Raw genomic sequence first — 23345 nt, 5'->3', positions numbered from 1 at the left:
CCTCGGCATTGTCGACACCGCTTAGCGCATTTCGCTGACGTCGTAGAGGGTCAGCGCGGGAAAGGCTGCCGCGTCGCGTCTTCAGGGACTGAGCACTAGGTGCCGCCCAGTCCCGCGAGCACGCTATTTCTGTCTTCTGCGGACAGTCCTTCGACCGCCGACGAGCGCTCTTGGAATGGCGGGCGCGTCGGCTTCGAGGTCAGCTGAGTCGTGCGCTCGCGCCGCGTGATGGCCCCGGCTGTCGCGTCGCGCGGGTTGTGCCCGGCCATCATGACCAACTGGTGGACGAGAATCGGCCGTTCCAGCATCCGATTTGGTCGCTTCCTACGTCCTGCGGGTTTCATGCTTTCCACCGATGGCGGCGATAGCGCTGGCGATCCCGGCGTCCGGCGGGAACCGTCGACATGGTGCAAGCTGTTGGTTAGGACCCATCATTGGTGCAAAATGGTCGGCTTTCCGATATCCCGCGGTTGACAGCTTTTCCTTCAGTGACACACCTTGCGATGACAAGTGCTTCGAATCGCCATAATTTTGGCGGACTTTCTCTTGCCTGACCAGGTATCGGGGTGTGTTAATTCTGTGTGGCATGCCTGTAGCGCGTCTGCATTTCGATGAGGGGGACGGGCGGGAAAGGCATTTCGTGTCGTTGTTTCAGTGGGTTGTGAGCGATCAGTGGGAGTGTGACCTGTGAAGCACAGAAGACGAAGTCGTAGACTGGCGAGTGGGGTCGCTGTGGCTACCACGGCGGTTCTGGTGGCGATGGGCCTCGTGGCCGGCTCGGGTGCCAGTTCCGCGGCGCCGGGCGAACTCACGCAGACCTATTCGTGCCCGTTTCCACTGATCGGTCACCAAAACGTCTCGGTGACGATCAAGACTGCGCAGCCTTCGACGATCGAGACGGGGAAGTTCACACCTGCGATCGAGATCACGGCGGTATCGAACGCGGGTAAGACAGCGACGGACGGCCTTCGTCTTGTCGGCGCGGAAACCATCAAGGGCACTGCCAAGGCGACGTCGACCGTGACCATGCCTGGGACACAGGGCACGCTGACCGTGAAGGTCGACTCCGACGTGCCGAATCAGCCCATTCCCGCGGCCGGCAACGACTTCATCGTCAATGCGAAGGGCAGCGCACCCGCGTTGCGATTCGACCAACCGGGAACCGCGACCTTGGCGGTGAACGGTCTCCAACTGGTGATGACTCCGCTCAAGGCAGACGGCGGCATGACCGGGCTCGGTACCTTCACCTCCGACTGCACGCTGCCGGAGGGGCAGCAGACCGTGTTGCAGACCTACACCGTGACCGGCGCCGCCGTCACGCCGGATAAGGTCGTCGGCACGGGTAGTCACCCACCACTCCACCAGGTTTTCAGCTGTCCCTTCCCGTTGATCGGCGACCAGAACGTGTCGGTCGACATCAACGCCGCGTTGCCTGACACGATCCCGATGGGTCAGTTCACTCCCAAGATCGACATCACGGCTGTCTCCAACGCGGGCAAGACCGCGACCGAGGGGCTTCGGCTGGTCGGCGCGGAAAGTCTCAAGGGATCGGCGCTCGCCACATCGTTGGTGTCCAGTCCGCAGGGGCATCTCGCTGTCGGCGTGCCGACAGAGATCCCTCAACAGCCCATTCCTGCGAAGGACAACGACTTGGTCGTCAAGGCGAGTGGTTCCGCGCCGGCGCTCCGGTTCGACCAGCCTGGGACAGCGACGCTGTCGGTGCACGATCTGGTGCTGACCATGACGCCGTTGACGGCTTCCGGCGCGGAGACGGGTCTTGGCACGTTCGTCGCGGACTGCTCGCCTGTGGACGTGACGAACAATGTCCTGCAGACCTTCACGATCACGGGAGCCCCCGACACCACGCCGCCTTCGGTTCCTGGTGTGGTGACCGTCGGTGAAGTCACGCAGAACAGTGTCTCGCTGTCCTGGGGGCCCGCCACCGACAACGTCGCCGTGACCGGATACGACGTCTACGAGGACGCGAATCTCGTCAAGTCCGTGACCGGCACGTCGGCCACAGTCGACGGTCTCGCGCCGGACAAGGATTACAGCTTCACCGTCAAGGCCAAGGACGCGGCCGGTAACATCTCCCCGGCGACCGCGCCGGTGACCGCTCGCACCGCGAAGGCCCCGGACACGCAGGCGCCGACAAGCCCCGCGAACCTGCACTCGACCGGAACCACCCAAACCAGCGTTTCGCTGGCCTGGGACGCGTCCAGTGACAACGTGGGTGTCACCGGTTACGACGTGCTCCGTGGTGGTGAAGTGGTGAAGACAGTCACAGATTCGAGCGTGACCGTCGATGGGCTGACCGCGGACACCGAGTACTCGTTCACAGTGGTCGCGAAGGACGCCGCCGGGAACAAGTCTCCTGCGAGTGCCGCGGTGACCGCCCGCACGCAGGCCGGTGCGGACACGCAGGCTCCCAGCGTGCCGGCCAACCTGCGCTCGACCGGGACCTCGGCCTCCAGCATCGGGCTGGCCTGGGACGCGTCGGCCGACAATGTCGGCGTCGCTGGTTACGACGTCTACATCGGCAGCACCCTGGTGAAATCGGTGACGGAACCCAGCGCCACGGTCGATGGGCTGAGCCCGGACACCGAGTACGCCTTCACCGTCGTCGCCAAGGACGCCGCCGGGAACAAGTCCGAGCCGAGTGCGCCGGTGACCGTCCGGACGGCGACTTCTCCGGATATCGTCGCGCCCGCCGTTCCCACCGGTCTCGCCGCGACGGACCTCAGCCAGTCCAGCGTCAAGCTGTCCTGGAACGCGTCGAGCGACAACGTGGGTGTGGTCGGTTACGACGTTTACAAGGGTGGCACCCTGGTGAAGACGGTCGCGGAGACCTCCGCGACGGTCGATGGCCTCGCGTCCGACACGGAGTACTCGTTCACGGTGGTCGCCAAGGACGCGGCGGGGAACGCCTCGGCCGCCAGCGCCGCCGTGACCGCCCGGACGCAAGCCGCTCCCGACACGCAGGCTCCCACCGCTCCGGGCAACCTGCGCTCCACCGGTACCACGCAAGCCAGCGTGAGCCTCGAGTGGAACGGGGCGACGGACAACGTGGGCGTCACCGGGTATGACGTCTACAACGGTGCGAACCTGGTGAAGTCGGTCTCTGGCACCACCGCGACGGTCGACGGCCTCTCGGCGGACACGGAGTACTCGTTCACGGTGGTCGCCAAGGACGCGGCCGGCAACCTGTCGACCCCGAGTGCCGCCGTGACCGTCCGGACGCAGGGCGCGCCCGACGCGGTGGCCCCGACCATGCCGGGCAACCTGCGCTCCACCGGCACGACCGAAACCAGCGTCGGGCTGGCCTGGGACGCCGCGACCGACAACGTCGGCGTCACCGGGTATGACGTCTACCAAGGCGCGTCGCTGGTGAAGTCGGTCTCCGGCACCACAGTGACCGTGGATGGCCTCACGGCGAACACGGAGTACACCTTCACGGTGGTCGCGAAGGACGCCGCAGGGAATAAGTCGGCGCCCAGTGCGCCGGTCACGGCCAAGACCAAGCCGAAGACCACGCCCGGCACGAAGTACAGCTACGACCTGGTCGGCAAAACCCAGCTGAGGAAGCTCAGCGGCTCGGTCGATCTCCGCGGCGGAATCAGCGCGGCGATCAGCCTGGCGAACGGGGCCTTCGAGGCCGACCTGACGCTGAACCCGACGAGCGCGAGGTTCGCGCTCTGGGGTTTCGTCCCGGTCGCCGCCAAGATCGAGTTCGCGCCGGTGGGCAAGACCACCGGCACCTTGGCCAATGGGGTGCTCAAGTCGACCTCGGCGGTGACGGTCAAGCTGCCGCGGATCAGTGTCTTCGGGTTCCCGGTCTCGGCGAGCCCGGCGTGCCAAACGAAGACACCGGCCAAGATCCCGCTGCAGTCGAAGGCCGGCTTCGACCCGCGCGCCGGTGGCAGGCTCACGGGAACCTACGTGCTGCCGCCGCTGCAGGGTTGCGGGTTCCTCAACGGCATCGTCTCCGCGGTCGCCTCGGGCCCGGGTAACACGGTGGAGGTGAATCTCGCCCCGCGTCCGGTCAAGTAGCCGGATCGAGTAGCAACCGAGCCGGTCTCGCCGCAGTCTGGGGCGAGACCGGTTTCGCGTTGAGGGCATGACAAGGAGAGTGCGCGCCGCGGTGAACACCTACCGGATGGTGATCCGTCGGCCGCGGCGCATGGCTGAGGGGTCCGAGGCCACCAGGGCAAGGACATTTAGGGCGTGTCCTGCGGATCTTCATCGGAGATGAAGGACGATGCAGGCGAGGATGATCTCGGCGCGGTGGTAGGCGGCTCGTTTGGCGTAGCGGGTTGCCAGGCCCCGGAATTGTTTGAGCCGGTTGAAGCATCGCTCGACCACGTTGCGCAGCTTGTAGAGGTCGGGGTCGAAGGCCGGTGGCCTGCCACCGGCGCTGCCTTTGGCTTTGCGGCGGGCGATCTGGTCGGCGCGTTCGGGGATGGTGGCCTTGATCCTGCGTTCCTGCAGCGCCTTCCGGGTGCTCGGGTGGGTGTAGGCCTTGTCGGCCAGCACTCTCCCGACCCGTATTTTCTGTCCGTCCACCTCGATGTCCCGGATGTCGTCCAGCAGGGGCAGCAGTTGCGGGTTGTCCCCGGCCTGCCCTGGTGTGAGGATCACCGCCAACGGCAGGCCCGCGGCGTCGACGGCCAGGTGGATCTTGGTGGTCAGTCCGCCTCGGGAACGCCCGAGGCATTCCCCGTCGACGGTGAGGTCTTCGATCCAGCCCGCACAGCCCCTTTTTTCCGGGCACCTGCCGCGTGCTGATGCGCCCGGACACTCGTGGAATCGACGCTGATCACGAACTCGACATGGTCCTCCAACGTCCCGAGTGAGTCGTCCTTGACGATCACATGCTCGAGGATCCGGTCCCAGGTCCCGTCCGCGGTCCACTTCCGCAACCCGCTCATGCGCGGTCTTCCACGGCCCATACCGCTCGGGCAGATCACGCCACGGCGCACCCGTCCGCTCATGCCACAGAATCGCGTTGATCACCTGCCGGTGACTACGCCACCGACCACCCCGCTGCCCCGTCTCCGCAGGCAGCAAAGGCCCGATCACCGCCCACGCCTTATCCGTCAGCTCACCACGACCAACCACAACCCATTGTCTGCACGTGATCATGAACAAGATCCGCAGGACACGCCCTAGGCCATTCGAAACATCTGACACCGTGTCGACAGGCCCTGGTAGAACCGCCACTCGAACGGGTTCTGCCGACTGCTGTGCCCCGAGAAAAGACAGTTGCCTGCCGCCGAAGAACGTGCGTCACGATCCAGCGACTACCGTTGAGCCGTGAAGGCGCTGCCCATGGTCCTGAGCAGACCGAACCTGGGAGGCAGCGGCCGCGCTATCGAGTGATGTCATGTCCTTGACCTGCTTATGAATCGGGCGGCCGATGCGTGGACGACGGAGCCTCGCGTAGAGCCCCGCACATTTTCGACATGTGAAACAGGGAGCTGGGCGACCCCTGGCGGCGGTGTGAAAATGTTAAAGGGTGGACCTATTTGGGGACTGCCGAAGGGTCGCTAACGTCTGGTGTGTGATCCCTTCGCTGGCCGGCCTCACGTCATCGACATTCTGATCAATCAATGCATTAGAAAGATGCTATACATCGATCGGTTGCCTTGTCGGGGTGGGTTGCGTTCGGGAACGGGTTGACTCGATCCAGATGACATGCCGCCAGAGACCGCGCGTCGCGATCTTGGACGACGTCGCTGACAGGGCGCGCAAGACTCACTCCGAGTCCATGCTCCACGGCCCGGCTCAGCTCCTCAGAGGACGGTCCCGCACGGGAGTCGAACCATGCCGATGGCGATCGGAAGACAGTCGTGGCGATCGCTGGTTCAGAGCATGAAGGTGCCTCGACGAGCGTCCTTCGAATTGCGACTCTAGGGCGTCAGGAGATGTACTTGCTGCCGAACAGATGCTGTCACACCAGGGGAGGCGGTCACATGACCCGCGCCAATGCAGGGATGTGCATCGTTCGAAAGGGGAATCGCATCGCCGAATCATTGCCCTTCCGAAGGTGCCAGGCGAGCCTGAGCTACGAAGATGCGCTTGGAGCGTCACGCAGGCCCGTCCGGCCGACGTCGACGCCAGATCAGGAGGATCCCCGCGATGAACCGGACACAAGCAGAACTGGACGCCGTCCGCGCGTCCGGTGTCGTTCTGCCGGGAAAGTGGGCTGCTCTCTGGTGCGGTGACTACGAACTGGCCGACGAGATTCTCGCGCCGGACTTCCGGATGCACTTCGCGGCTTCGGTTCCCGGCGCCGACACCGCGTGCGGCCCCGGAGAATTCGTCGCCTTCGTCCTCAAGCCGTGGCGTCGTGTCCGGCCTGGGGTGGTAGTCACGCTCGAGGATGTCCCGATGGTCGACGGGGAAGACGATCTGGTGAGCATCCGATGGCTGACGACACATGACGCCGACCCGGCGGGTAAGAGCGGCATCGACCAGTTGAAACTCCGCCATCATCGGATTTCCCGGGCGTGGTCGGTGTCGGGGCCCCGTGCCTTCCGGAATTCCGTGGCGAAATCCGTGACCGCAGCGCACTGTCGGCGATCTGATGGATCATTCGTCGCAACGTCGGTAAGGACATGGAGTGGCCATTTCGTACAGTCTTGACCTGGCGACCCCTCTGTCGGCCTCGAAGGTCGCGCTCGCTCTCAGGGAATGCGCGGCGGCGCTGGGCATGCTCGGGGGCGACTCGTCGGCGGACCAACTGCTGGAAGAGGGGGTCGTGACCCCGCAGGGCACTTGGATGAGAGCGGGTGGACGGATCGAGCAAAGCCGCGGAAGAGCTTGGGATCTCCTCGTGGGCGGGCTCGTTTTCGATCCGACGGCGTGGGTCTATTTCCGTCTCCGCAAACCCGGTGCCGCCAGCGATGGTCTGGCGACGCAGCAAGACCATATGATCCGGTTGACGCTGGGGCTGCTCGACGTGGTCCCCGGTGACGCGGTACTGCATTTCGACTACGAGACAGTCTGGCTCGTCCGGCGTGAGGGGGTGCTGAGTTTGAGTGATCGCCAGGATTTGTGGACACTCCGCCGTCTGGCTATGGTGAGACCTCCATATCGGCGAGGAAAACATTGGTACACATGGGAATAAGGCCGCCGATGACGTGGCTGGTCGAAGTTGCGGTGAAGCCGGCGATCGGTACCGTCCGCCGGACCGCTGTAGCCGATCATGGGGAGGGCCACAGGCTTCCGGGTGGCAGCCAGGTATGGATGAACGGAGTCGAACGTGAGTATCGAGTTACGCGGGGAGAGCGTCGTGCTTGCTCCGGTCACCGAAGAACACGTTCCAGAGTTGCGGCGGATAGTGTCGACCGTCGAAGTCAAAAGGCGCTGGGGTAGCGTGGACGACTCGCCCACCTGGCCGTTCGACGAACCCGGCGTGGTGTGTTTCGTCGTTCTCGAAGACACCGAGATCCGGGGCCTCGTGCAGTACGGGGAGGAGACCGACCCGATGTACCGGCACGCGTCGGTCGACATCTTCCTCGACCCGGCGGCACACGGCCGCGGGCTCGGCACAGACACTGTCCGCACACTGGTTCGCCATCTCGTGCGGGACCGCGGTCATCACCGTCTGGTCATCGATCCCGCGGCGGACAACGACGCCGCGATCCGCTGCTACAAGGCGGCAGGTTTCCGGGAGGTCGGGATCATGCGCCGGTACGAGCGCGACGCCGAGGGCGACGGTTGGCACGACGGCCTGCTGATGGACTTGCTCGCTGAAGACCTGGCATAGCCGGTGGAGCGTCGCCTCCACCGGCTGCCGGTATCGCGTCGTGCGAAGGTCCGTTACGCACCGACCGTGGTGGCCTCGCCGATCGCCAACGCGAGAAGCGGCAGCACCGCGAGTCCGTCGGGTCAGGTACTGGGAATGATCGATAGTTTGATTCTGCCTTCTTGCGGCCGTGCACATCGCGGCATGGCCTCATCCGAGGGAACCCTGTCCGTGCTCTCCATGCGAGGGAGGTATGCGACCAATCGGGTACTTTCTTCCTTGGTCGGATGGCCTCCGTTTGGCGGTGATACTGGATCGGTTATGGAGATACCGGATTTCTCATGCCCGCGCTCTTGTTTGTCGGGCGACGGCCGAGGACGATGACGGCATTGTCCGATACAGAAGGGGTAGTGATGCGCAGCCGGGATTGGTGACGTCACGTCCACAGGTCGCACGCCTGAGCGGGGTGGCGCCGCAATGGTGCCGCTCCGCGCGCGTCCGCACCGGTCATTGTTCGTTTCCTCGGGTTCCCGTCGAGCGCGGCTTGGTGAAAATTGTCTGAACATGGCTATATCTGACTGGACCGACCCACGGCGAGCTCTGCGTGCGGCCAATACCCTGATGGCAGCACCGTTACCCGAAATACTCGAGCGTTTTTCGGATGTTCTGTCGGAACTCGTCGTGCACCGCGCGGTGGTGATGATGACCGGAGACTGCGCCCGGTCGCCGTTGATGAGCCACGGGACCGCCGAGGGAGCCGGAGGGATCACGAGCGCCGAGATGGCGTCACTGGCCCGGCGAGTCGATGTGGGCGTCCCTTGGCTCGGCGAGGCCCGGCTCGGCGGTGTTTCCCGCACGGTATTGGCCTCGGCGTCGGCGCCACCTGGCTCGGCGGGCGCGTTGCTGGCGGTGATCCTCGAGGCCGGTGTGTTCCCGGCGCCCGACGAGCGGGATATGACACAGCTGCTCTGGGATCTCGTGACCGCGCACATCGTGAGGTTGCTCCCTGAAGCCGTTCCGGTCCAGATGGCGGACAGGTGGGCGGTCGCTGATGAGCGAGCGAAGGCGACCGCCGAAGTCGCCGACGTCCAAGCCGCGACACTGACCGCCCTGCTGATCACTCTGCGCTCGAAGACCCTGGACGACACCGCGGCCCGGCGAGCGGCGACCGACAGCACGGTGTCGGCGCTCTTGGAGCTGCGCACGAGCATGGACCACGCCACCCACGACGAAACCGCGGAGGCGGCCTTCGCCAGGCTCGCGGACACCTTGAGCACGCTGACTCGTTACAGCGATGTGGAACTCGACCTCTCGGGCCCGGAAGGAGCAGGGCGATCTCTGCCGGCCGACGTCGCCAAGGTCGCGAGAGCAACCGTCCGGGACACAGTGGTCACCATGCTCGAACAGGGAAAGGTCAGCAGGCTCAGGGTCGCCTGGAAGATCGACGACGCCATGCTTCGGCTCGTCATACGAGACAACGGTGCCGGCGAGATGTCCACGGAGGCGCTTTCCATGCACCGCATCGCCTCAAGGCTCCTCTCGATCGAGGGAACGCTGGAATTCGACTCGTCGCCGAACTGGGGCACCACCGTCAGCGTGAGCATCCCGCTGAGCCCGCCGGAGCTGCTTGACGCCACCCTGCTGAGCTCGCTCAATCCCCGAGAGCTCGACGTGCTCGAACAGCTCACTTATGGTCGTCGCAACCGTGAGATCGCTTCGCGGCTGCATATCAGCGAGCACACGGTCAAATTCCACGTCGCCAACATCTTCGGCAAACTCGGCGTGCGCTCCCGTGGCGAGGCCGCGGCCGTGGCCAGGGAGGCCGGGCTGCCCGGCGTCCTCACCCTGACGCGTTTCCCCGGGGGAACCGCGGCAAGATGAGGACCTCGTCACCAAGTCATACGAGGCTTGAGCCGGCCACCTTCACCTCGGGCTCGTGCCGGTTCCCGGCGAGCAGGTGATCGATGCTGTAGCGGCCCGGCCCGGTCACGATCAACGTGAGCGAGATGGCCGCGAGGATCATCACGTATTCGAAGCCACCCTTCGAGGCGAAGAGGCCGTTCTGTGCGTGTACGAACACCCATGCGCCCAGCATGATCACGGAGATCGTGATCGCGGAAAGCCGGGTCAGGAGTCCCAGCGCGAGCAGGATGCCGCCGACGAGCTCGCCGAAGACGGTGAACGGTCCAGCGAGTGCCGGCAGAGGGATTCCGGCTGCTTGCTGGGCTTCGATGGCGCCACTCACACCTTGGGAACTGAATGTGTTCCATCCGTGGGCGACGAACACGACGGCGGCCGCCAGCCGCAGGATGAGGAACGTCGAGTCGGTGAGACGTGCCGGGGCATTAGCCGTGAGCAGGCCGCGCAGAGACATGGTTGCCTTCCGGGTGGGGAATCGGGATGGACTTCTCGCGATCATTCCGTGCGGCCGGGCGGCCCGCATCGGACGATGTAGCTGGTTTTCCTGGTCGAATGGCTAGTTTCCGGGGTAGGCCGGTACCAAGTGGGGTCCTGGTCGCCCTTCAGCTAGGTGGAAACACTCGAACGACTGGGTGGTACAAGTAATTCAGCTCGTCAGACTGGCATCCGAATTCGTCTGATCGAGAGGATGCATGAATGTCGGAAAACTCGGTGAGTATCGTCATCGCTTACCACAGCGGGTTCGGGCATACGGCGCGATTGGCTGATGCCGTATCCGAAGGGGCGTCGGCGTTCCCGGACACGAGTACCTCCTTAGTCCCGGTCGGCTCCATCACCGAAGACCAGTGGACTGTCCTGGACCTGGCTGACGCGATAATCTTCGGGTCGCCGACGTATATGGGCTCGGCAAGCCCGATTTTCCATGCCTTCGCCTACGACACGGGCAAGCGGTGGAGGACCCAGGCTTGGGAAGGGAAACTCGCGGCCGGGTTCACCAATTCCGGCGCCAAAGGCGGCGACAAACTCCATACTCTGCAGTATTTCGCATTGCTGGCGGCTCAACATGGGATGAACTGGGTGAACCTCGGCCTCCCGCCGGGATGGAACGCCGGCACGGCCTCGGAAAACGACTTGAACCGGCTCGGTGTGTGGCTCGGCGCCGCGGCGCAGTCGAACGTCGACGAAGGGCCGGAGCAGGTGCACAAGTCCGATCTGCTCACCGCGGCACACCTCGGCAGGCGGGTCGCCGAACAGGCTCATGTGGTCCGCCGCGGACGGTCGGGTTGAGCGGATACCTGGCTGGGCGGTGCATCGAGGCGCCGCCCAGCCAGGTGGATGGCTAGTGCCGTATCACGAAAGCAGCCGCTCGAACCCGGCCAACGTGTTGGAGGCCACGCGGCCTCCGAGGCCGGCCCCGACGTTGTCGGAGTGACGGAAGTGGATGCCGGACCAGACACGTGCGTCGATGTTGTCCCGAGTCAACTCGCACCATGCTCTGTAGGTCTTTACGACCGAAGGCGCTGTCGGACTGGTGAGCTGGAATTCGCGGGCGGCGATCGGTCCGCGCAGCACGGTAAGGATCCGCTCGGCCGAACCCGCGTAGCTGGAGTGCCCGCTCGGATATTCCGGGAAGGCAGGAGTGACGTGCAAGGGCGTCCACTCCGGGGCACTACCGGACCGCAACGCGGTGACAGGACGCCAGAAGAGATAGGCGTACTTGGCGTCAGAGACGGCGATCTCGGTGTCGACCGCGGCCACGTGGAAGGTCGCGACCAGCCGAGCCCGGTCGGGGGGTGAGCCTTTCGATTCGGCGAGGGCGGCCCTCAGCACGCCGGTGAATCCCAGTACCGAAGACTGGTACCAGAACGCCGCCGTGTCGGTCTGTGCTCGCGTCCTTACCTCGCTGTCGACGGCGCCCACGCGCGCGACCTCCGCGAGGTCATGGCGGTAGAGAACGGAGTCGAGTGTCGGCGGTGGTCCAGGGCGGAACTGGCTCGCACTATCGAGCAGGAAAGGCTGCGCCTTGCGGAACCCCGCCTGTTTGGCTTCGCGGAACCCGGGTGGTGTCGGCTGCCAGACACCGGGTCCTGGGACAGGAGTCGGGAACGGCGCGTTCATCGAAACGGGGTCGAGGCCGTCGTTCTCGCGTTCGGAGAACACTTTGATCGCCTGCGTGCGGCCTGCTTCGACTCCGCATCGAGTGCCCGGGCCATCCGGGAGCCGCTGGAGGGTTTCGGTCAACCGGGCGTCGAGGCGTTCGGCGTGCTCGGGGGCGAGCCGGCGCAGCGACGTGTGGACGGCAGACGCCACGGCCGCTTCGGCGAACGGGCTCGGGCACCGCGTTTCGCGGGCTGCTCTCGCGGCGCCGAGCCAGGTCACGGCCCAGTTCCTGCTCTGGGTGACGTAGGGGTCGGGGTGGGGCGCCAAGGCCTCGGCGGTGGCGTCGAACCATTCGATGGTGACGTCGGTAGCGCGGACTCCGGCGGTCGCCGTTCCCGTGGTCGCCACCAGACCGGTCAGTACCGCCGCGAAGATCGTTTTCATTCGCACGCGTCGAGGCTAACTCAATAGCGGCCAGCTTTCCGGGAATCTTGGAACGTGGTCGAGCGGACCGCTCGAAGAAATGGCTTCCATGCGTAATCGGGTGCCATTGATGCACTATTGTCTATCCTCCGAGTGTCTCCCGCTCGCGGGGGCAAGTTTCGATGTCGACCGGCTTTTGGCTGGAAGACGCGGCTCTGGGCCGATCGACCAAGGTGAACCAGGGCATGGTGCCGGGCGTTGGCGAAGCAACGCGTGCCCGGGCCTCGAAGGCGAAATTCTCCATACTCCAGTTGGCAAGTAACAAACTTCGATATCGTCGCGTTGATCATCGACAAGATCGACTCGGGAGTCGGGATGAAGATTCGCAAGGCAATACTGCTCACCGCCGCCGCCGTGATGGCGTCGGCGTTGGCGCCGACAGTCGCGCAGGCTGACGAAAGGGCCGAGACCTGTCAGACGTACACCAAGCGGTACTTCCTCGGTTCGGGCAGCACCATCACCCTTCGCGTCGCTTATGTGGACGCGGCACTGAAACTCTGTTTCGACGATGCGGGTGTCAGCTCGGCAGTGCCGACGCAGACCGTCGGCACGACGGGGCCGGGCGCGGCGAGCGGCTGGGAGATCACGGCCGGTCCGGCCATTGTGGAGGACCAGCGGCCCCGGCACGTCAAGGCGAAGTACAGCGGATCGCTGCGCAATTGCATCGTTCAGATCAACCCGATCTGTTCACCCGCGGCGCCATATGAGATCTATGCCGAGTACGCGCCGCCCGAGATCGGGCCTGCCGCCCCGTTCTTCACCCACGGTCCGGACGGCGATGTCCACTATTACGAGGACGCCTGACCTTTGAGGAAGGACGGTGCGACCGAACGCGGCAGGCGTTCGGTCGCACCGGCCGAGTACAGGAGTTGCCCACGAACATGGTGCGCATAGAGCGAGCCGTGGTGACGACCGGCGATGGTGAGCGTCGAGGCGGGATGGGAGACGATCGCGGAACGCTCGCTCCATATCACCGGACAGGCGGTCAATCTGCTCTCCAGCACGTCAACCCTGCAAGCTGCCTTGCCTGTTCTCGCACCAGGTTGGTACGCAATCCGGGTTCATGCATCCGGGCGTATGAGCCGCGGCCAAGAAACCACGCGCCGGATGGTGAAGAAGTGCACTTCGTGCAGATATGGCCCTCGAAGTGCAGAGAGGCGGGCCGCTTGCTCAAGGGCCCGGATGCTTACGGGAAACTCTTCCTCGGGTTCTAAAGATCACGGTGAACGGACCGCAGTTCTCTGACGACCGCGGCGAAGGCGGCGACCAGGGGGTTGGTGCTCGACACCGGGTAGGCGAACGCGATCCGCAAGGGCTCGATATCGGTGATCGGCAGCCAGACGAGGTCCGGCCGGGCGTAGTAGGTCGCCATCGACGAGGGCCCGATGCAGATCGCCAAGCCACTCGCGACCTGCTCGAGCATCTCTTCGACATTGTCGTTCTGGGGTCCCCATACCGGTTCCGAGCCATCCGGGCGAGGGTTCACCGCCCACCAGTTCACCCAAGGTCTGGGTGCTTTGCTCGTCCACATTACCGGTTCGGTTCGCAGATCCATGATGGCCACGCTGCTCCGCTCCGCCAGCCGATGACCGGTGGCGAGCCCCACCATCCGCTGCTCCTGCGCGACGACTTCGGTATGCAGACCATCGGTGTCGGCAGGCAGCCAGATGAAGGCCGCGTCGACGAGGCCGTCTCGGACCGCCGCGACCTCGCCGCCCCAATCGAACCGCTTGGGTTCGATGACGACATCCGGAAGACGCTGGGCGAAGCGCTCACGTGCTCTGTTGGTGAGCGGTCCTGCCCCGGATGCTTCGAATCCGATTCGCAGCACACGGCCTTCCAACGCCGCTACTCCGCGCACCGTCCGCTGTGCGGACTGCCAGTCGGAGATGAGCGCCTTGGCCAGTGGTAGGAGCGCCTCACCGGCGGCGGTGAGGAGCACCTCACGGCTGGTCCTGGTGAACAAGGTGACGCCGAGGTCGGTCTCGAGTTGCCGGATCTGCCTGCTCAGTGACGGCTGGGTGACGTACAGCCGCTCGGCGGCCCTGGTGAAGTTGAGTTCCTCGGCGACCGCGGCGAAATACCGGAGGACACGGGTGTCGACGTCCATCTCGTGCCTCCCTTGACCAAGTGACCTATACGTGCAGCGTATGGCGAGAAGTCTTGGACGTGTGGGGTTCTTCCCTGTTTTGCTGACGCGGGCGGCACCCATCGCGAGCGCGTTCGTGCCGGCCCCTCACCAGCACACCCGTAGGCCGATCATCCGTGCGCGGGGTGCGTCCAGTCCACGTACAGGAGTACATCACGATGGTTTCCGAAATCGAGCCGGTGTCGCCGTTACGGCCGGACCTCCGTGAGGCCCGGCGCCGGAGGCTCGCGATCGTCGTCCTGGCCGCCGCGCTGGCACTGGACGCGGGAGGCGTGGCCGTTGTCAACGCCGCGCTTCCCGCTATCGGACAGGACCTCGGCATCGACAACGCGGACCTCCAATGGACGATGACCTCCTATGCGGTCACCTTCGCCGGATTCCTCCTGTTCGGCGGACGGGCGGCGGACGTTCTCGGGCGTCGTCGCGTGTTCATCCTTGGCGTGGGGCTGTTCACGGCGGCCACTGTGCTGGCCGCCGCTGCCCCCACCGCAGGGATCCTCATGCTCGCGAGGGCGCTGCAGGGCGTGGGAGCCGCGCTGTCGGGCCCCGCGTCACTCGCACTGGTCACCGAGATGTTCCCCGAGGGAGCCGCGCGGAACCGGGCCTTGGCCGTGTACACGTCGGTCGGGGCCTCCAGTTTCAGCGCGGGTGTCGTCATCGGAGGTGTGCTGACCGATTTCTTCAGCTGGCGCGCCGTGTTCGTGTTCAACCTCATCATCGGCATAGGCGTGCTGATGGCGGTTCGCCCTGTTATCCCTCGTTCGGAGGGGAACCGTGAACCCTTGGACATCGTGGGCGCCACGATCGTCACCAGTGGACTCCTGCTGGCGGTGTTCGGGTTGAGCCGGGCGGGGCACGCCGGCTGGGACGACATGTGGACGCTCTCGTCGCTGGTCATCTCGGCGGTGCTGTTGTCGGCGTTCGTGATCTGGGAGGTGCGCACCGCGAACCCGCTTCTGGATCTGGCGATCTTCCGCAAGGCGACCGTGTCGGCCGCCACCGTAGCGGCGGTGGCGTTCTTCACCGCCGTGTTAGCGGTGTTGTTCTTCGCGCCGCTGTACCTCCAAGGACTACTGGGGTATTCGCCGCTGCAATCTGGTTTGGCGATTCTTCCGATGGGGGTCGTCGTGGTCCTGAGTTCGACCATGGCAGGGCGCGTGATGGACCGTGTCGGGCTGCGGAGGCTGTTGATCACCGGGCTGCTGCTGATAGCGGCGGGTGTGGCGTTGTGGGCTTTGACCCCCTTGGGCGGCAGCTACTGGGCGCACGTTCTTCCCGCTGTGGTCGTGATGAGTATTGGCCAGGGCATTGCTTTCGCCGGGATGACCGCGGCGTCCCTGACAGGCGTTCCGCAAGGTGAACACGGTGTCGCGGGCGGGCTGAACGTCACCGCGCAGCAGCTCGGCGGCAGCGTCGGTGTCGCCGCGCTGGTGACATTCGCGGCGTCGGTCGGCTCGACGGAGACACCTGTGTCCACGCTCGCCGGTTATCACGCCGCCTACTACGCGGCTGTCGTACTCCTGTTGGTGAGCTCTGGCGGTATCGCCGCACTCCTGCGCCGCACCCGGGCTTCGTGAGCCGCGGTGGCCGCCGGAAGCCGACGGCCACCTGGCTCTACTTCGGGACGAAGGTCGCCTGGAACCCATATGGCGCGAGCAGGTTGTGGAAAACAGGCTTGACCGCCAAGGCGTCTGGCGCGATCACCTGATATTGCCTGGTCAGCCAGTACATCGTGAGCACCAGTTGCGTCAGGCCGAGACGCGTGCCCAGGCATACCCGAGGCCCGGCGCCGAAGGGGATGTAGGCGTACTTGTGGATCGGTTTGCCGCCGTTCAACCAGCGTTCGGGGTCCGCGGAATCGGGGGACGGCCACCATCGGCTGTCGCGGTGCATCAGGTAAGGGCTGAACATGATCTGGGTTTTGGGTTCCAGCTGCCACTTCCCCAGGGTGGTGGCGCGAAGTGCGACTCTGCCCATCAGCCAAGTCGGTGGCCACAACCGAAGGGCCTCCTTCACGACAGCCTCGGTTTGCGGCAGGTCTGCCAAGGACGGCTCGCCATCGCCGTCCCAGGCCATCGCCTCGGCCTCCACACTGGACCAGAGGGCGGGGCGAGTGGTCAGGGTCCACATCGTCCATGCCATCGACGCGGCCGGCACGCCATACGCGGCCAGCAGGATGCCTCTGATGAGTCGCTGCACCTGAATCTCGCTCAGCGCGGGCCGCGCAGCCAGGAGGACATCGAGAAGATCACGAGGGTTCTCGGGAACGGTGGCAGACTTCCTGTGGGCGACCTTCTCGGTCAGCACGTCGAGTGTCTTCTTGTGCGCTCGCCGGAAACGTCTGAGGGTCGGGGAGGGGAACCAGGAAGGCAGCACTTCGGAACTACCGGAAAGCGGTGCGATTGCTTTGGTGTTTTCGACGACGACTCCGGGAATGCCGTCGGCATCGGAGCCAAGGCAGAAGTCTGCTGCCGCCTCGCCGGAATATACTTCCATCAAGGTGAGGACGTCGATCTCGCGGCCTGCCGTGCCATTCACCCGCCGTTCGAACAGCAGACGAAGTCTCGTGGTGTGAGCCGTCGCGGCGTCCTGGTTCAGTCCTCGCCACCCCGAGCGCCGCGCGGTCATCCACAACCGTGAGTCCGCCGTGCTGCGAGCGGCGTCGAATCGGGTGGCGACCGGGGAGTTCTCGCTGGAGAAGTCATCGTTGGTCCGGGTCAGCAGTGTGTGCACGAGATCCGGGTCGCGTACGACGATCGTCCTCTTGTCGTAGGCGAAGACATCGCCGTATTCGTCATGGCATCGCATGAGGAACCCCATGCGGTCTCGGTCGTACTCGAACGTGTTGCCGGCCAGCCAGTGGCCCTTCGGCCCAGGGGGTCGAAGCCGCCTATCGGTCAACGTGCTTCCTTAGACTTGAGATCGGGCCGGCCGGAGCCGGCCCGACGGCGGCTCAGTTGGCGATGTCCCAGTAGGTGTAGAGACCGCCCATGCGGGTTTTGCCCAGCAGACGGGCGGTGACATAGCGAAAGTGCTTCATGTTCAGGCTCCGATTCTTCTCGTCACACTGTGGATACGCATTGCGGGCCGACGGCACTGACCAGTGGCGTCCAGAGGCCCATGATTCAGGAATCCGAAGAATTTCATCTTCGTCCGGGAGCGGCAAGATGTGCGAGATGCAACAACGCGTGAGTTTGATAACGGACACCACATCGGCTGTGCGCAGGAGCCTCCATCTTGCCTCTGGCCTGGGGGACTACCTTCCGCGCCAAACCGCTGAAGCCGAAATGAAACCGTATTTCTTGAGAGGTGACCTTGGATCGTGATAGCAAGGGTCTGTCGACGTTGAATGTTGACATGGGAAAAGAAGGCTGATACGCCATGCTTTCAAGGTGTGATCCCTGGGACCGGGTGGAGTGCATGGTGTCATGGATGAGATAAAAAGCATCAGGGGTAGATCGCCTGCAGATGACAAAGAATTTCTCTGCGCGGCCAGTGTGCGAGCTCGGGAGCTGTGGCGCCTGGCCTCGGCGACCGGAATCCCGCCGATGACGCTGTTTCAGCGTCATCGGTATCGCGTCGGTGAAGAGGTCTTCGAGGCCGGTTGTTCCGGTGAACGGAGGCGCTGGCACCGGGGAGGTGTCGGCTCAACCGACGTGAGCACACAGGGAGACACGCTCATGGGGGCAGGAGCGCAGGCTTTTCGTCCTCCCGTGGTGTGTCGAACACCAGGGTAGGGAGCTGGGGGTATGGAGACCAACCAGTCGAGCTGGCGGGTCAATGCGTCGTGCCGCGACACCGATCCGGACGGTTTGTTCGTCCGGGGGGCGGAACAGAACCGGGCCAAGGCGGTCTGCCTCGGTTGCCCGGTCAGGACGGAATGCCTCGCCGAAGCGCTCGATGGCCGGATCGACTTCGGCATCTGGGGAGGTATGACCGAACGGGAACGGCGCGGATTGTTGCGGCGGCGGCCGGATGTTTCCAGCTGGGCGGACCTGCTTGAAGCGGCGAAACGTAGCTACATCAGGATTGAGGCGGTGGATGACAGTTCGCGGGTTCAGGGGCAGGGGTGCTGCCAGTGGAGGTCCTGATCTGCCGGTCCGTTGCGAAGGTGCGGACGATGCCCGGCCGGCACCGGGCTTGCCATCGTCCCTTCCTCGACCCCGTGCCGGCCATGGTGTGCCAGTCGGGAGTGACGTGACGTTTCGAGCAGCGAGTCGAGGATACGATCCGCCCGCGGGGACGTCCCATCTCGATGAAAGCTGAAGGCGTTTCGTTTGGTGAGAATCTGCTGCTTCACTTTCAGGTACGCGCGTAGGTGGAGCTGAAGAAGTCGACCTGATTCAGGCCCGGGTGTCCAAGTCATTCCGCTCTTCGGTGCCGACGGGACAGGTGCTCGATCGGCGGCCGGGTGATGACGCGCCTCGGCCGCGGTAAGCATGCTTTTACTGTGCGTCTCCCATGATGCTCGTCTTCGGGGCGGTGGTCCAAGCAGCTAAGTAGGTGATCATCGAGGAGTCAACCAAGACTCGGTGATCGAAGGGCTTCGGTTACGCTCATGATCCGGAAGGTGCTCGCCAAGTGAGTTCGGCAACGAAATCCGGGGATGGACTTCGTTCCTCCGTTACAGGAAATCGCTCTGTCGGCGCATGAGTGAGTGAACGTCCTCAGTCACATCACCCGCGAGGGTGAGTCGGTGATCTGCTACCACTTGATGTCCTCGATGCGATCCAGATTTTCTTCACCCCAGGAGCCGAGCGGTGCCATCGCGTCGTTGAGTGTCTTGCCGAAATCGGTCAGTGAGTACTCCACCTTCGGTGGGACCTGGTGATACACCTCCCGGTGGACCAGGCCGGCGGTCTCCATCTCGCGCAGCTGAAGGATCAGCACCCGCTCACTGATGCCGGGCACCGCGCGTCGAACCATCCCGTACCGTAGTGGTCCGTCCTGGAGCGCGAACAGGATCAACCCTTTCCATTTTCCGCCCATCACGGCGATCGCGGCATCGAGACCGCAGGTGAACCTGCGCTTCTGAGTCGGCTGCACCGGCCTCCTTCCTTACCTCGTTGTCAGTACCCGAAAGACTTGTAAGTACTTGCAAGAACGCGCACGGCGATTCGATTATGTCCTGTACACGGTGGCATCGCCAAAGTGTCTCCGGCGTGAGCCGCACCGCGTCCCGAGTCGACTGGAGTACCCGCCATGGCACGAAAAGACCGAACGATGGTGACAGTCGTCGGCCTCGGTTCGGAGGGTAGTGCATTGGCGGGAAGGCTCGTCGAAGCCGGCTACTTCACGACAGTGTGGGACGTTGTCATCGCCGGTCGCGGCGCCCGCACCACGGGCAGGGTGAGACTCGGACGGAGCCTGAAGACGGCCTTGCTCGCGAGCCCTCTTGTCATCACGTGTATCGCGACTCTGGAGGATACGTTCGGGGTGCTGCTAGTGGTGGCCCCCGCTCTCGCCGGGCGGGCTCTATCCACCTGGGCAACGAACACGACCTCGTGGTTTTGCGGGAAGATGACTCCGGTGAACAGCGATCGCGTCACGTGACCGGTCCGTGGTCTGACGTGCCGGAATTCATGACGGCTTCATGCAGGCGGAATCTGTTGGCAGTGTGGCATGGGCCGTGCATAGTGGGCGGGTAGGTTCATCAGGAGGTGTCATGTCAGACGAAGAGATCGTGCTCGGCCCGTTGCCAAAAGGGATCACCCTCGCGAACGAGGCCATGGGGTCGAAGGTATGGAACGTTTTCGGCCATACCTACACGATGAAGTCATCCAGTGAATCGAGTTTCGCGTTCGAGACGTACGATCCTCCCGGGACCGGGGTACCACCGCACGTGCATCCGCGGCAAGATGAGCACATCTACGTTCTGAACGGGGTCTTCACCCTCTACATCGACGGGAAATGGGAGACAGCCGGACCGGGTGACACCGTGCGGATGCCCAGAAACCTTCCGCATGCCTACTACAACCGCGGCGATGTGCCGACTCGGGCGTTGTTCTGGGTCAGTCCTGCTGGTCAACTGGCTTCCTTGTTCGACAAGCTGGACAAGACCGAAAGCATGGAGGAGGGGTTGAGTGTGACGAGTCAGTACGGTGTGGACTTCCTTCCGCCGGGCGCTGTCGAGGGCGTCTGACCCGGCGAACTTCTATAACTTGAACGGTATTGCCGGACGGCTCTTCGCATTGTCCTCATCTTGAATTAAGACATTTTCTTCATGATAATCGAGAAGTGATGTAGCGCATTACGTGTTGTTCGAGCATGTGCTCTGGATAGGGGGTGTGCGATGCGGAATCGTGAGTACTGATATCCGGCAGGCCTGCTGTGATCGAAACAAAGTGCGATGATCTCGAAGGCCGCGGAGGGCGCGAGTCCTGGAATCAGGATGCCGAACCGTGCACGAGGGTGACGGTGGCGGTGTCGGTCTTTGCGGCAAAGGTGAATCGGCGCTTCAGTTCGTCCAGTGTCTGTCGGGCCCGCTCGGCGCAGGCGGGAGACCGCGGGTGGTGGGGACGATTGCCTCCCCACCACCCGCGTTTTGTCTGGCATCGGAGAACCGACGCCGTGGTGGTAGCAAGCGGAGGAGGCTGTCACCACTCAACGATGCCGCGCGTAACACCCAGGCCCTACACCGACCAGGCGTTTGAAGTGCCTGGACAGATGTGCTTGATCGTAGAAACCCACGGCGCTCGCGACGTCTGCCGGTTGTGTTCCGGCCAGTAGCATCCGCCGCGCGAGGTCCACGCGCCGGCCTGTCAGATACTGATGTGGCGCGATGCCGTATTCCTTGGTGAATGTCCGGACCAGGTGAGCGGGGTGCGCGGCCAGTAGCTCCGCCGCGGCGGACAGCGTCAGACCTGTACGGATCCTGGCGTCCAAAAGGTCGCGAAGACGTCGGGCCAGTGGCGCGTCCGACAAGTCCGGCAGTCCGCCCTCCTGGCGCCGGAGGTGCAGCTGAAGGTGCTCGACGACCAGCGTGAGCCTGCTCTGAGTCTCAAGCTCCTCGTCCGGCAGCTTCAGGACCTGATGCAGTCGATGGACGCGAGTGTGCAGCAGGCGGTCGGGGATGGCGGGGCGATCGACCGCGGCTCCGATGAGCTCCTGTCCCAGCAGGGCGGGATCCAGGTACAACACGCGCTTACGGAATCCGCGCGAGTTCGCGGCTCGGCCGTCATGCGGAACGTGAGGCGGCAGCAAGGTCACCACGGAACTCGCCGCACCGTGTTCGTGACGATCCAGGACGTAACTCACCGCGCCCTGGTCGACTATCAGCAGCGTCCAGGCGTCGTGCGTGTGCATGGGGTACCGGTGTTCGGAGAAGCGGGCGTGGAACACCTCGATCAGGCCGCTGACCGAGGGCCGCCACGCGGCGATCTGCGGACCGGGCGACATGCAAAGAATGTACAAGACGCGGACAGGTGAGCAGGGCACGGTAGGCAGGTGGAACCCATTCGTTTCGACACCAAGATCGCGGTCCTGCTACGGGACGACCTGCTCGCCTGGCAGAGTCTCAACGTGTCGGCCTTCCTGGTCAGTGGTATCGCGGCCGCCCTCCCGGACCTCGTCGGTGAGCCCTACGAGGACGCGGACGGCACCTCGTACCTGGCCATGTTCCGGCAGCCCGTCCTGGTCTTCTCCGGTGGTAAGGAAGTGCTAGCCGCGGCGCATTCCCGCGCGGTGGCGCGCGGCCTTCCGATGTCGGTGTTCACGTCGGACCTCTTCTCGACGGGCAACGATCGTGACAACCGTTCGGCGGTCCGCGCTGTCCGGCGGGACGACCTGGACCTCGTCGGCTTGGCCCTGCACGGCCCGAAGAACGCCGTCGACAAAGTCCTCAAAGGATCCCGGATGTACCGCTCCTGATCGCCGAGCCTGCCCGCGCGGTAGTGCCTGCACGCACATTCATGTAAGTATCCGAAATAAAAGTCGGTACTTGATGGGAGTTCTGTAACGGGCGATCATCCTCAAGGCGCCGGAACTCCATCGTGAGGCGAGTACGGGCCATTCCGATATGCGAATCGACTGGAGCGAGAACATGACTCAGGACGGCCGTACACCGGTGACTGTCATCGGTCTCGGCTCGATGGGTGCTGCCTTGGCAGAGGCCTTCATCGAGGCCGGGCACCCCACGACGGTCTGGAACAGGACCGCGGCGAAGGCCGCGCCCTTGGTGGCCAAGGGAGCCCAGCACGCGGAAACGGTGGAAGACGCTGTAACGGCCAGCCCTCTGGTCATCGCCTGCCTGACCACTTACGACGACACGCTTGAGACCCTCGAGTCGGCCGCCGAGGCTGTCACCGGCCGTGCTCTGGTCACCTTGAATACTGGGTCTCCCGCAGACGCCCGCCGGATGGCCGCCTGGGCGGCCGGAAACGGAGCACGTTTCCTCGACGGCGCGATCAAGAACGTGCCGTCCGCGGTCGGAGCAGCGGACACGTTGCTCTACTACGCGGGCGACAAGAACATCTTCGACGAATACCTCGAGGCACTGAAGGTGCTCGGTGGTGACACGGTCCACGTCGGTGACCAATCCGATCTCGCGGCCCTTTACGAGATGGCCGTCGGCGGCACGTTGCTGCCGGCGCTGGTCGGATTCTTCCAGGGAGCGGCCGCCGTCCAGGCTCGTGGTCTGGAGGCCGCCACGCTGGTGAGGTTCACCGTCAAGTGGTTCGAGATGATCAATTCGGTGTTACCGATCTTCGCGAGCGAGATCGACAAGGGTGACTACAGCGAACCCATGTCCACCGTGAATCTCTTTCTCGCGGCGGCCGCGCACGACGAGGAGCTCGGCAAGGAGTCGAATATCGACGTCGCCTGGCGGGCGCCGTTGCAGGAGCTTCTCGAGCGAGCCGCCGAGCTGGGACATGGGGAGCACAGCATCTCGGCGGTGACGGAGGCGCTGAGGAAGCCGACGGCCGTCTAGCCGACCCCGGGGGT

At 64.4% G+C, this 23345-nt stretch carries 22 protein-coding genes; 13 read left to right on the top strand and 9 right to left on the bottom strand.

Annotation, left to right across the window (positions count from 1 at the left end; all coding sequences use genetic code 11):
• Positions 1 to 95: 95 nt before the first annotated feature.
• Entirely contained in the window at positions 96 to 308 is a 213-nt protein-coding gene (locus ACLARN_RS27435) for a hypothetical protein (RefSeq protein ID WP_409494336.1), read from the bottom strand.
• Between the two features lie 424 nt (positions 309 to 732).
• Here ACLARN_RS27435 and ACLARN_RS27430 point away from each other — a divergent pair, with 424 nt between their 5' ends.
• Entirely contained in the window at positions 733 to 4050 is a 3318-nt protein-coding gene (locus tag ACLARN_RS27430; protein ID WP_409494335.1) for a fibronectin type III domain-containing protein, read from the top strand.
• A 189-nt stretch (positions 4051 to 4239) separates the two neighbouring features.
• On the opposite strand, the gene ACLARN_RS27425 is transcribed toward ACLARN_RS27430, so the two are convergent.
• A complete protein-coding gene (locus ACLARN_RS27425) occupies positions 4240 to 5142 on the bottom strand; it encodes an IS5 family transposase (RefSeq protein ID WP_409494334.1) in 903 nt (300 codons plus the stop codon).
• 996 nt (positions 5143 to 6138) lie between these two features.
• Between ACLARN_RS27425 and ACLARN_RS27420 the strand changes: the two genes are divergently transcribed.
• The 4 genes from ACLARN_RS27420 (at position 6139) to ACLARN_RS27405 (ending at position 9631) form a co-directional block, all read left to right on the top strand.
• Positions 6139 to 6645, top strand: a complete 507-nt coding sequence (locus tag ACLARN_RS27420; protein WP_409494333.1) for a hypothetical protein — start codon at positions 6139 to 6141, stop codon at positions 6643 to 6645.
• Positions 6623 to 7129, top strand: a complete 507-nt coding sequence (locus ACLARN_RS27415) for a SitI3 family protein (protein ID WP_409494332.1) — start codon at positions 6623 to 6625, stop codon at positions 7127 to 7129. The genes ACLARN_RS27420 and ACLARN_RS27415 overlap by 23 nt, the downstream gene beginning before the upstream one ends.
• Positions 7130 to 7270: 141 nt before the next feature.
• Entirely contained in the window at positions 7271 to 7771 is a 501-nt protein-coding gene (locus ACLARN_RS27410; protein WP_409494370.1) for a GNAT family N-acetyltransferase, read from the top strand.
• A gap of 600 nt (positions 7772 to 8371) precedes the next feature.
• Entirely contained in the window at positions 8372 to 9631 is a 1260-nt protein-coding gene (locus tag ACLARN_RS27405) for a LuxR C-terminal-related transcriptional regulator (RefSeq protein ID WP_409494331.1), read from the top strand.
• Positions 9632 to 9647: 16 nt separating this feature from the next.
• On the opposite strand, the gene ACLARN_RS27400 is transcribed toward ACLARN_RS27405, so the two are convergent.
• Positions 9648 to 10124 carry a DoxX family protein gene (locus tag ACLARN_RS27400; RefSeq protein ID WP_409494330.1) on the bottom strand — a complete coding sequence of 159 codons (477 nt, stop codon included), beginning with the start codon at positions 10122 to 10124 and terminating at the stop codon, positions 9648 to 9650.
• 242 nt (positions 10125 to 10366) lie between these two features.
• On the opposite strand from ACLARN_RS27400, the gene ACLARN_RS27395 reads away from it, so the two are divergent.
• Positions 10367 to 10957 carry a flavodoxin family protein gene (locus tag ACLARN_RS27395; protein ID WP_409494329.1) on the top strand — a complete coding sequence of 197 codons (591 nt, stop codon included), beginning with the start codon at positions 10367 to 10369 and terminating at the stop codon, positions 10955 to 10957.
• A gap of 63 nt (positions 10958 to 11020) precedes the next feature.
• Here ACLARN_RS27395 and ACLARN_RS27390 read toward each other — a convergent pair whose 3' ends face one another.
• Positions 11021 to 12214: a vanadium-dependent haloperoxidase gene (locus ACLARN_RS27390; RefSeq protein WP_409494369.1), complete on the bottom strand. Its 1194-nt coding sequence runs from the start codon at positions 12212 to 12214 to the stop codon at positions 11021 to 11023.
• Between the two features lie 354 nt (positions 12215 to 12568).
• On the opposite strand from ACLARN_RS27390, the gene ACLARN_RS27385 reads away from it, so the two are divergent.
• Positions 12569 to 13057, top strand: coding sequence for a hypothetical protein (locus tag ACLARN_RS27385; protein ID WP_409494328.1), 489 nt, complete (start codon positions 12569 to 12571; stop codon positions 13055 to 13057).
• 406 nt (positions 13058 to 13463) lie between these two features.
• On the opposite strand, the gene ACLARN_RS27380 is transcribed toward ACLARN_RS27385, so the two are convergent.
• On the bottom strand, positions 13464 to 14363 hold the full coding sequence (locus ACLARN_RS27380; protein ID WP_409494327.1) for a LysR family transcriptional regulator: 900 nt from the start codon (positions 14361 to 14363) through the stop codon (positions 13464 to 13466).
• A 197-nt stretch (positions 14364 to 14560) separates the two neighbouring features.
• Between ACLARN_RS27380 and ACLARN_RS27375 the strand changes: the two genes are divergently transcribed.
• Positions 14561 to 15979: a DHA2 family efflux MFS transporter permease subunit gene (locus tag ACLARN_RS27375; RefSeq protein WP_409494326.1), complete on the top strand. Its 1419-nt coding sequence runs from the start codon at positions 14561 to 14563 to the stop codon at positions 15977 to 15979.
• 37 nt (positions 15980 to 16016) lie between these two features.
• Here ACLARN_RS27375 and ACLARN_RS27370 read toward each other — a convergent pair whose 3' ends face one another.
• Both ACLARN_RS27370 and ACLARN_RS27365 read right to left on the bottom strand, forming a co-directional pair.
• On the bottom strand, positions 16017 to 17303 hold the full coding sequence (locus tag ACLARN_RS27370) for a cytochrome P450 (RefSeq protein ID WP_409494325.1): 1287 nt from the start codon (positions 17301 to 17303) through the stop codon (positions 16017 to 16019).
• Between the two features lie 52 nt (positions 17304 to 17355).
• Positions 17356 to 17610: a hypothetical protein gene (locus tag ACLARN_RS27365; RefSeq protein ID WP_409494324.1), complete on the bottom strand. Its 255-nt coding sequence runs from the start codon at positions 17608 to 17610 to the stop codon at positions 17356 to 17358.
• A 541-nt stretch (positions 17611 to 18151) separates the two neighbouring features.
• On the opposite strand from ACLARN_RS27365, the gene ACLARN_RS27360 reads away from it, so the two are divergent.
• Positions 18152 to 18493 carry a WhiB family transcriptional regulator gene (locus tag ACLARN_RS27360; protein WP_409494323.1) on the top strand — a complete coding sequence of 114 codons (342 nt, stop codon included), beginning with the start codon at positions 18152 to 18154 and terminating at the stop codon, positions 18491 to 18493.
• A gap of 613 nt (positions 18494 to 19106) precedes the next feature.
• Here ACLARN_RS27360 and ACLARN_RS27355 read toward each other — a convergent pair.
• Positions 19107 to 19391, bottom strand: a complete 285-nt coding sequence (locus tag ACLARN_RS27355) for a winged helix-turn-helix transcriptional regulator (RefSeq protein WP_409494368.1) — start codon at positions 19389 to 19391, stop codon at positions 19107 to 19109.
• 213 nt (positions 19392 to 19604) lie between these two features.
• On the opposite strand from ACLARN_RS27355, the gene ACLARN_RS27350 reads away from it, so the two are divergent.
• Both ACLARN_RS27350 and ACLARN_RS27345 read left to right on the top strand, forming a co-directional pair.
• Positions 19605 to 19955 (top strand): NAD(P)-binding domain-containing protein, encoded by a 351-nt coding sequence (locus tag ACLARN_RS27350; RefSeq protein WP_409494322.1) that lies wholly within the window; start codon positions 19605 to 19607, stop codon positions 19953 to 19955.
• Between the two features lie 112 nt (positions 19956 to 20067).
• Positions 20068 to 20544, top strand: coding sequence for a cupin domain-containing protein (locus ACLARN_RS27345; protein WP_409494321.1), 477 nt, complete (start codon positions 20068 to 20070; stop codon positions 20542 to 20544).
• Between the two features lie 461 nt (positions 20545 to 21005).
• Here ACLARN_RS27345 and ACLARN_RS27340 read toward each other — a convergent pair whose 3' ends face one another.
• Positions 21006 to 21800, bottom strand: coding sequence for an AraC family transcriptional regulator (locus ACLARN_RS27340; RefSeq protein ID WP_409494320.1), 795 nt, complete (start codon positions 21798 to 21800; stop codon positions 21006 to 21008).
• A 48-nt stretch (positions 21801 to 21848) separates the two neighbouring features.
• Here ACLARN_RS27340 and ACLARN_RS27335 point away from each other — a divergent pair, with 48 nt between their 5' ends.
• Both ACLARN_RS27335 and ACLARN_RS27330 read left to right on the top strand, forming a co-directional pair.
• Entirely contained in the window at positions 21849 to 22271 is a 423-nt protein-coding gene (locus tag ACLARN_RS27335; protein WP_409494319.1) for a DUF2000 family protein, read from the top strand.
• A gap of 172 nt (positions 22272 to 22443) precedes the next feature.
• The gene (locus ACLARN_RS27330) at positions 22444 to 23331 is read left to right on the top strand and encodes an NAD(P)-dependent oxidoreductase (protein WP_409494318.1); all 888 of its coding nucleotides are present in this window, start codon (positions 22444 to 22446) and stop codon (positions 23329 to 23331) included.
• The last annotated feature ends 14 nt before the right edge of the window (positions 23332 to 23345 follow it).

Origin of the sequence: Amycolatopsis sp. cmx-11-12 (assembly GCF_046269425.1) — a bacterium.
GTDB lineage: Bacteria > Actinomycetota > Actinomycetes > Mycobacteriales > Pseudonocardiaceae > Amycolatopsis.
Note: the sequence above shows the minus strand (reverse complement) of the source record. Positions and strands in the feature narration are given on the sequence as shown.

Coding starts and splice junctions, on each gene's coding strand:
- ACLARN_RS27340 (WP_409494320.1), bottom strand. CDS start 21,800: ATGTCGCCCGGTCCGCAGATCGCCGCGTGGCGGCCCTCGGTCAGCGGC.
- ACLARN_RS27355 (WP_409494368.1), bottom strand. CDS start 19,391: ATGGGCGGAAAATGGAAAGGGTTGATCCTGTTCGCGCTCCAGGACGGA.
- ACLARN_RS27360 (WP_409494323.1), top strand. CDS start 18,152: ATGGAGACCAACCAGTCGAGCTGGCGGGTCAATGCGTCGTGCCGCGAC.
- ACLARN_RS27375 (WP_409494326.1), top strand. CDS start 14,561: ATGGTTTCCGAAATCGAGCCGGTGTCGCCGTTACGGCCGGACCTCCGT.
- ACLARN_RS27420 (WP_409494333.1), top strand. CDS start 6,139: ATGAACCGGACACAAGCAGAACTGGACGCCGTCCGCGCGTCCGGTGTC.
- ACLARN_RS27425 (WP_409494334.1), bottom strand. CDS start 5,142: ATGATCACGTGCAGACAATGGGTTGTGGTTGGTCGTGGTGAGCTGACG.
- ACLARN_RS27395 (WP_409494329.1), top strand. CDS start 10,367: ATGTCGGAAAACTCGGTGAGTATCGTCATCGCTTACCACAGCGGGTTC.
- ACLARN_RS27350 (WP_409494322.1), top strand. CDS start 19,605: ATGGCACGAAAAGACCGAACGATGGTGACAGTCGTCGGCCTCGGTTCG.
- ACLARN_RS27385 (WP_409494328.1), top strand. CDS start 12,569: ATGAAGATTCGCAAGGCAATACTGCTCACCGCCGCCGCCGTGATGGCG.
- ACLARN_RS27405 (WP_409494331.1), top strand. CDS start 8,372: ATGGCAGCACCGTTACCCGAAATACTCGAGCGTTTTTCGGATGTTCTG.
- ACLARN_RS27435 (WP_409494336.1), bottom strand. CDS start 308: ATGCTGGAACGGCCGATTCTCGTCCACCAGTTGGTCATGATGGCCGGG.
- ACLARN_RS27330 (WP_409494318.1), top strand. CDS start 22,444: ATGACTCAGGACGGCCGTACACCGGTGACTGTCATCGGTCTCGGCTCG.
- ACLARN_RS27380 (WP_409494327.1), bottom strand. CDS start 14,363: ATGGACGTCGACACCCGTGTCCTCCGGTATTTCGCCGCGGTCGCCGAG.
- ACLARN_RS27345 (WP_409494321.1), top strand. CDS start 20,068: ATGTCAGACGAAGAGATCGTGCTCGGCCCGTTGCCAAAAGGGATCACC.
- ACLARN_RS27400 (WP_409494330.1), bottom strand. CDS start 10,124: ATGTCTCTGCGCGGCCTGCTCACGGCTAATGCCCCGGCACGTCTCACC.
- ACLARN_RS27390 (WP_409494369.1), bottom strand. CDS start 12,214: ATGAAAACGATCTTCGCGGCGGTACTGACCGGTCTGGTGGCGACCACG.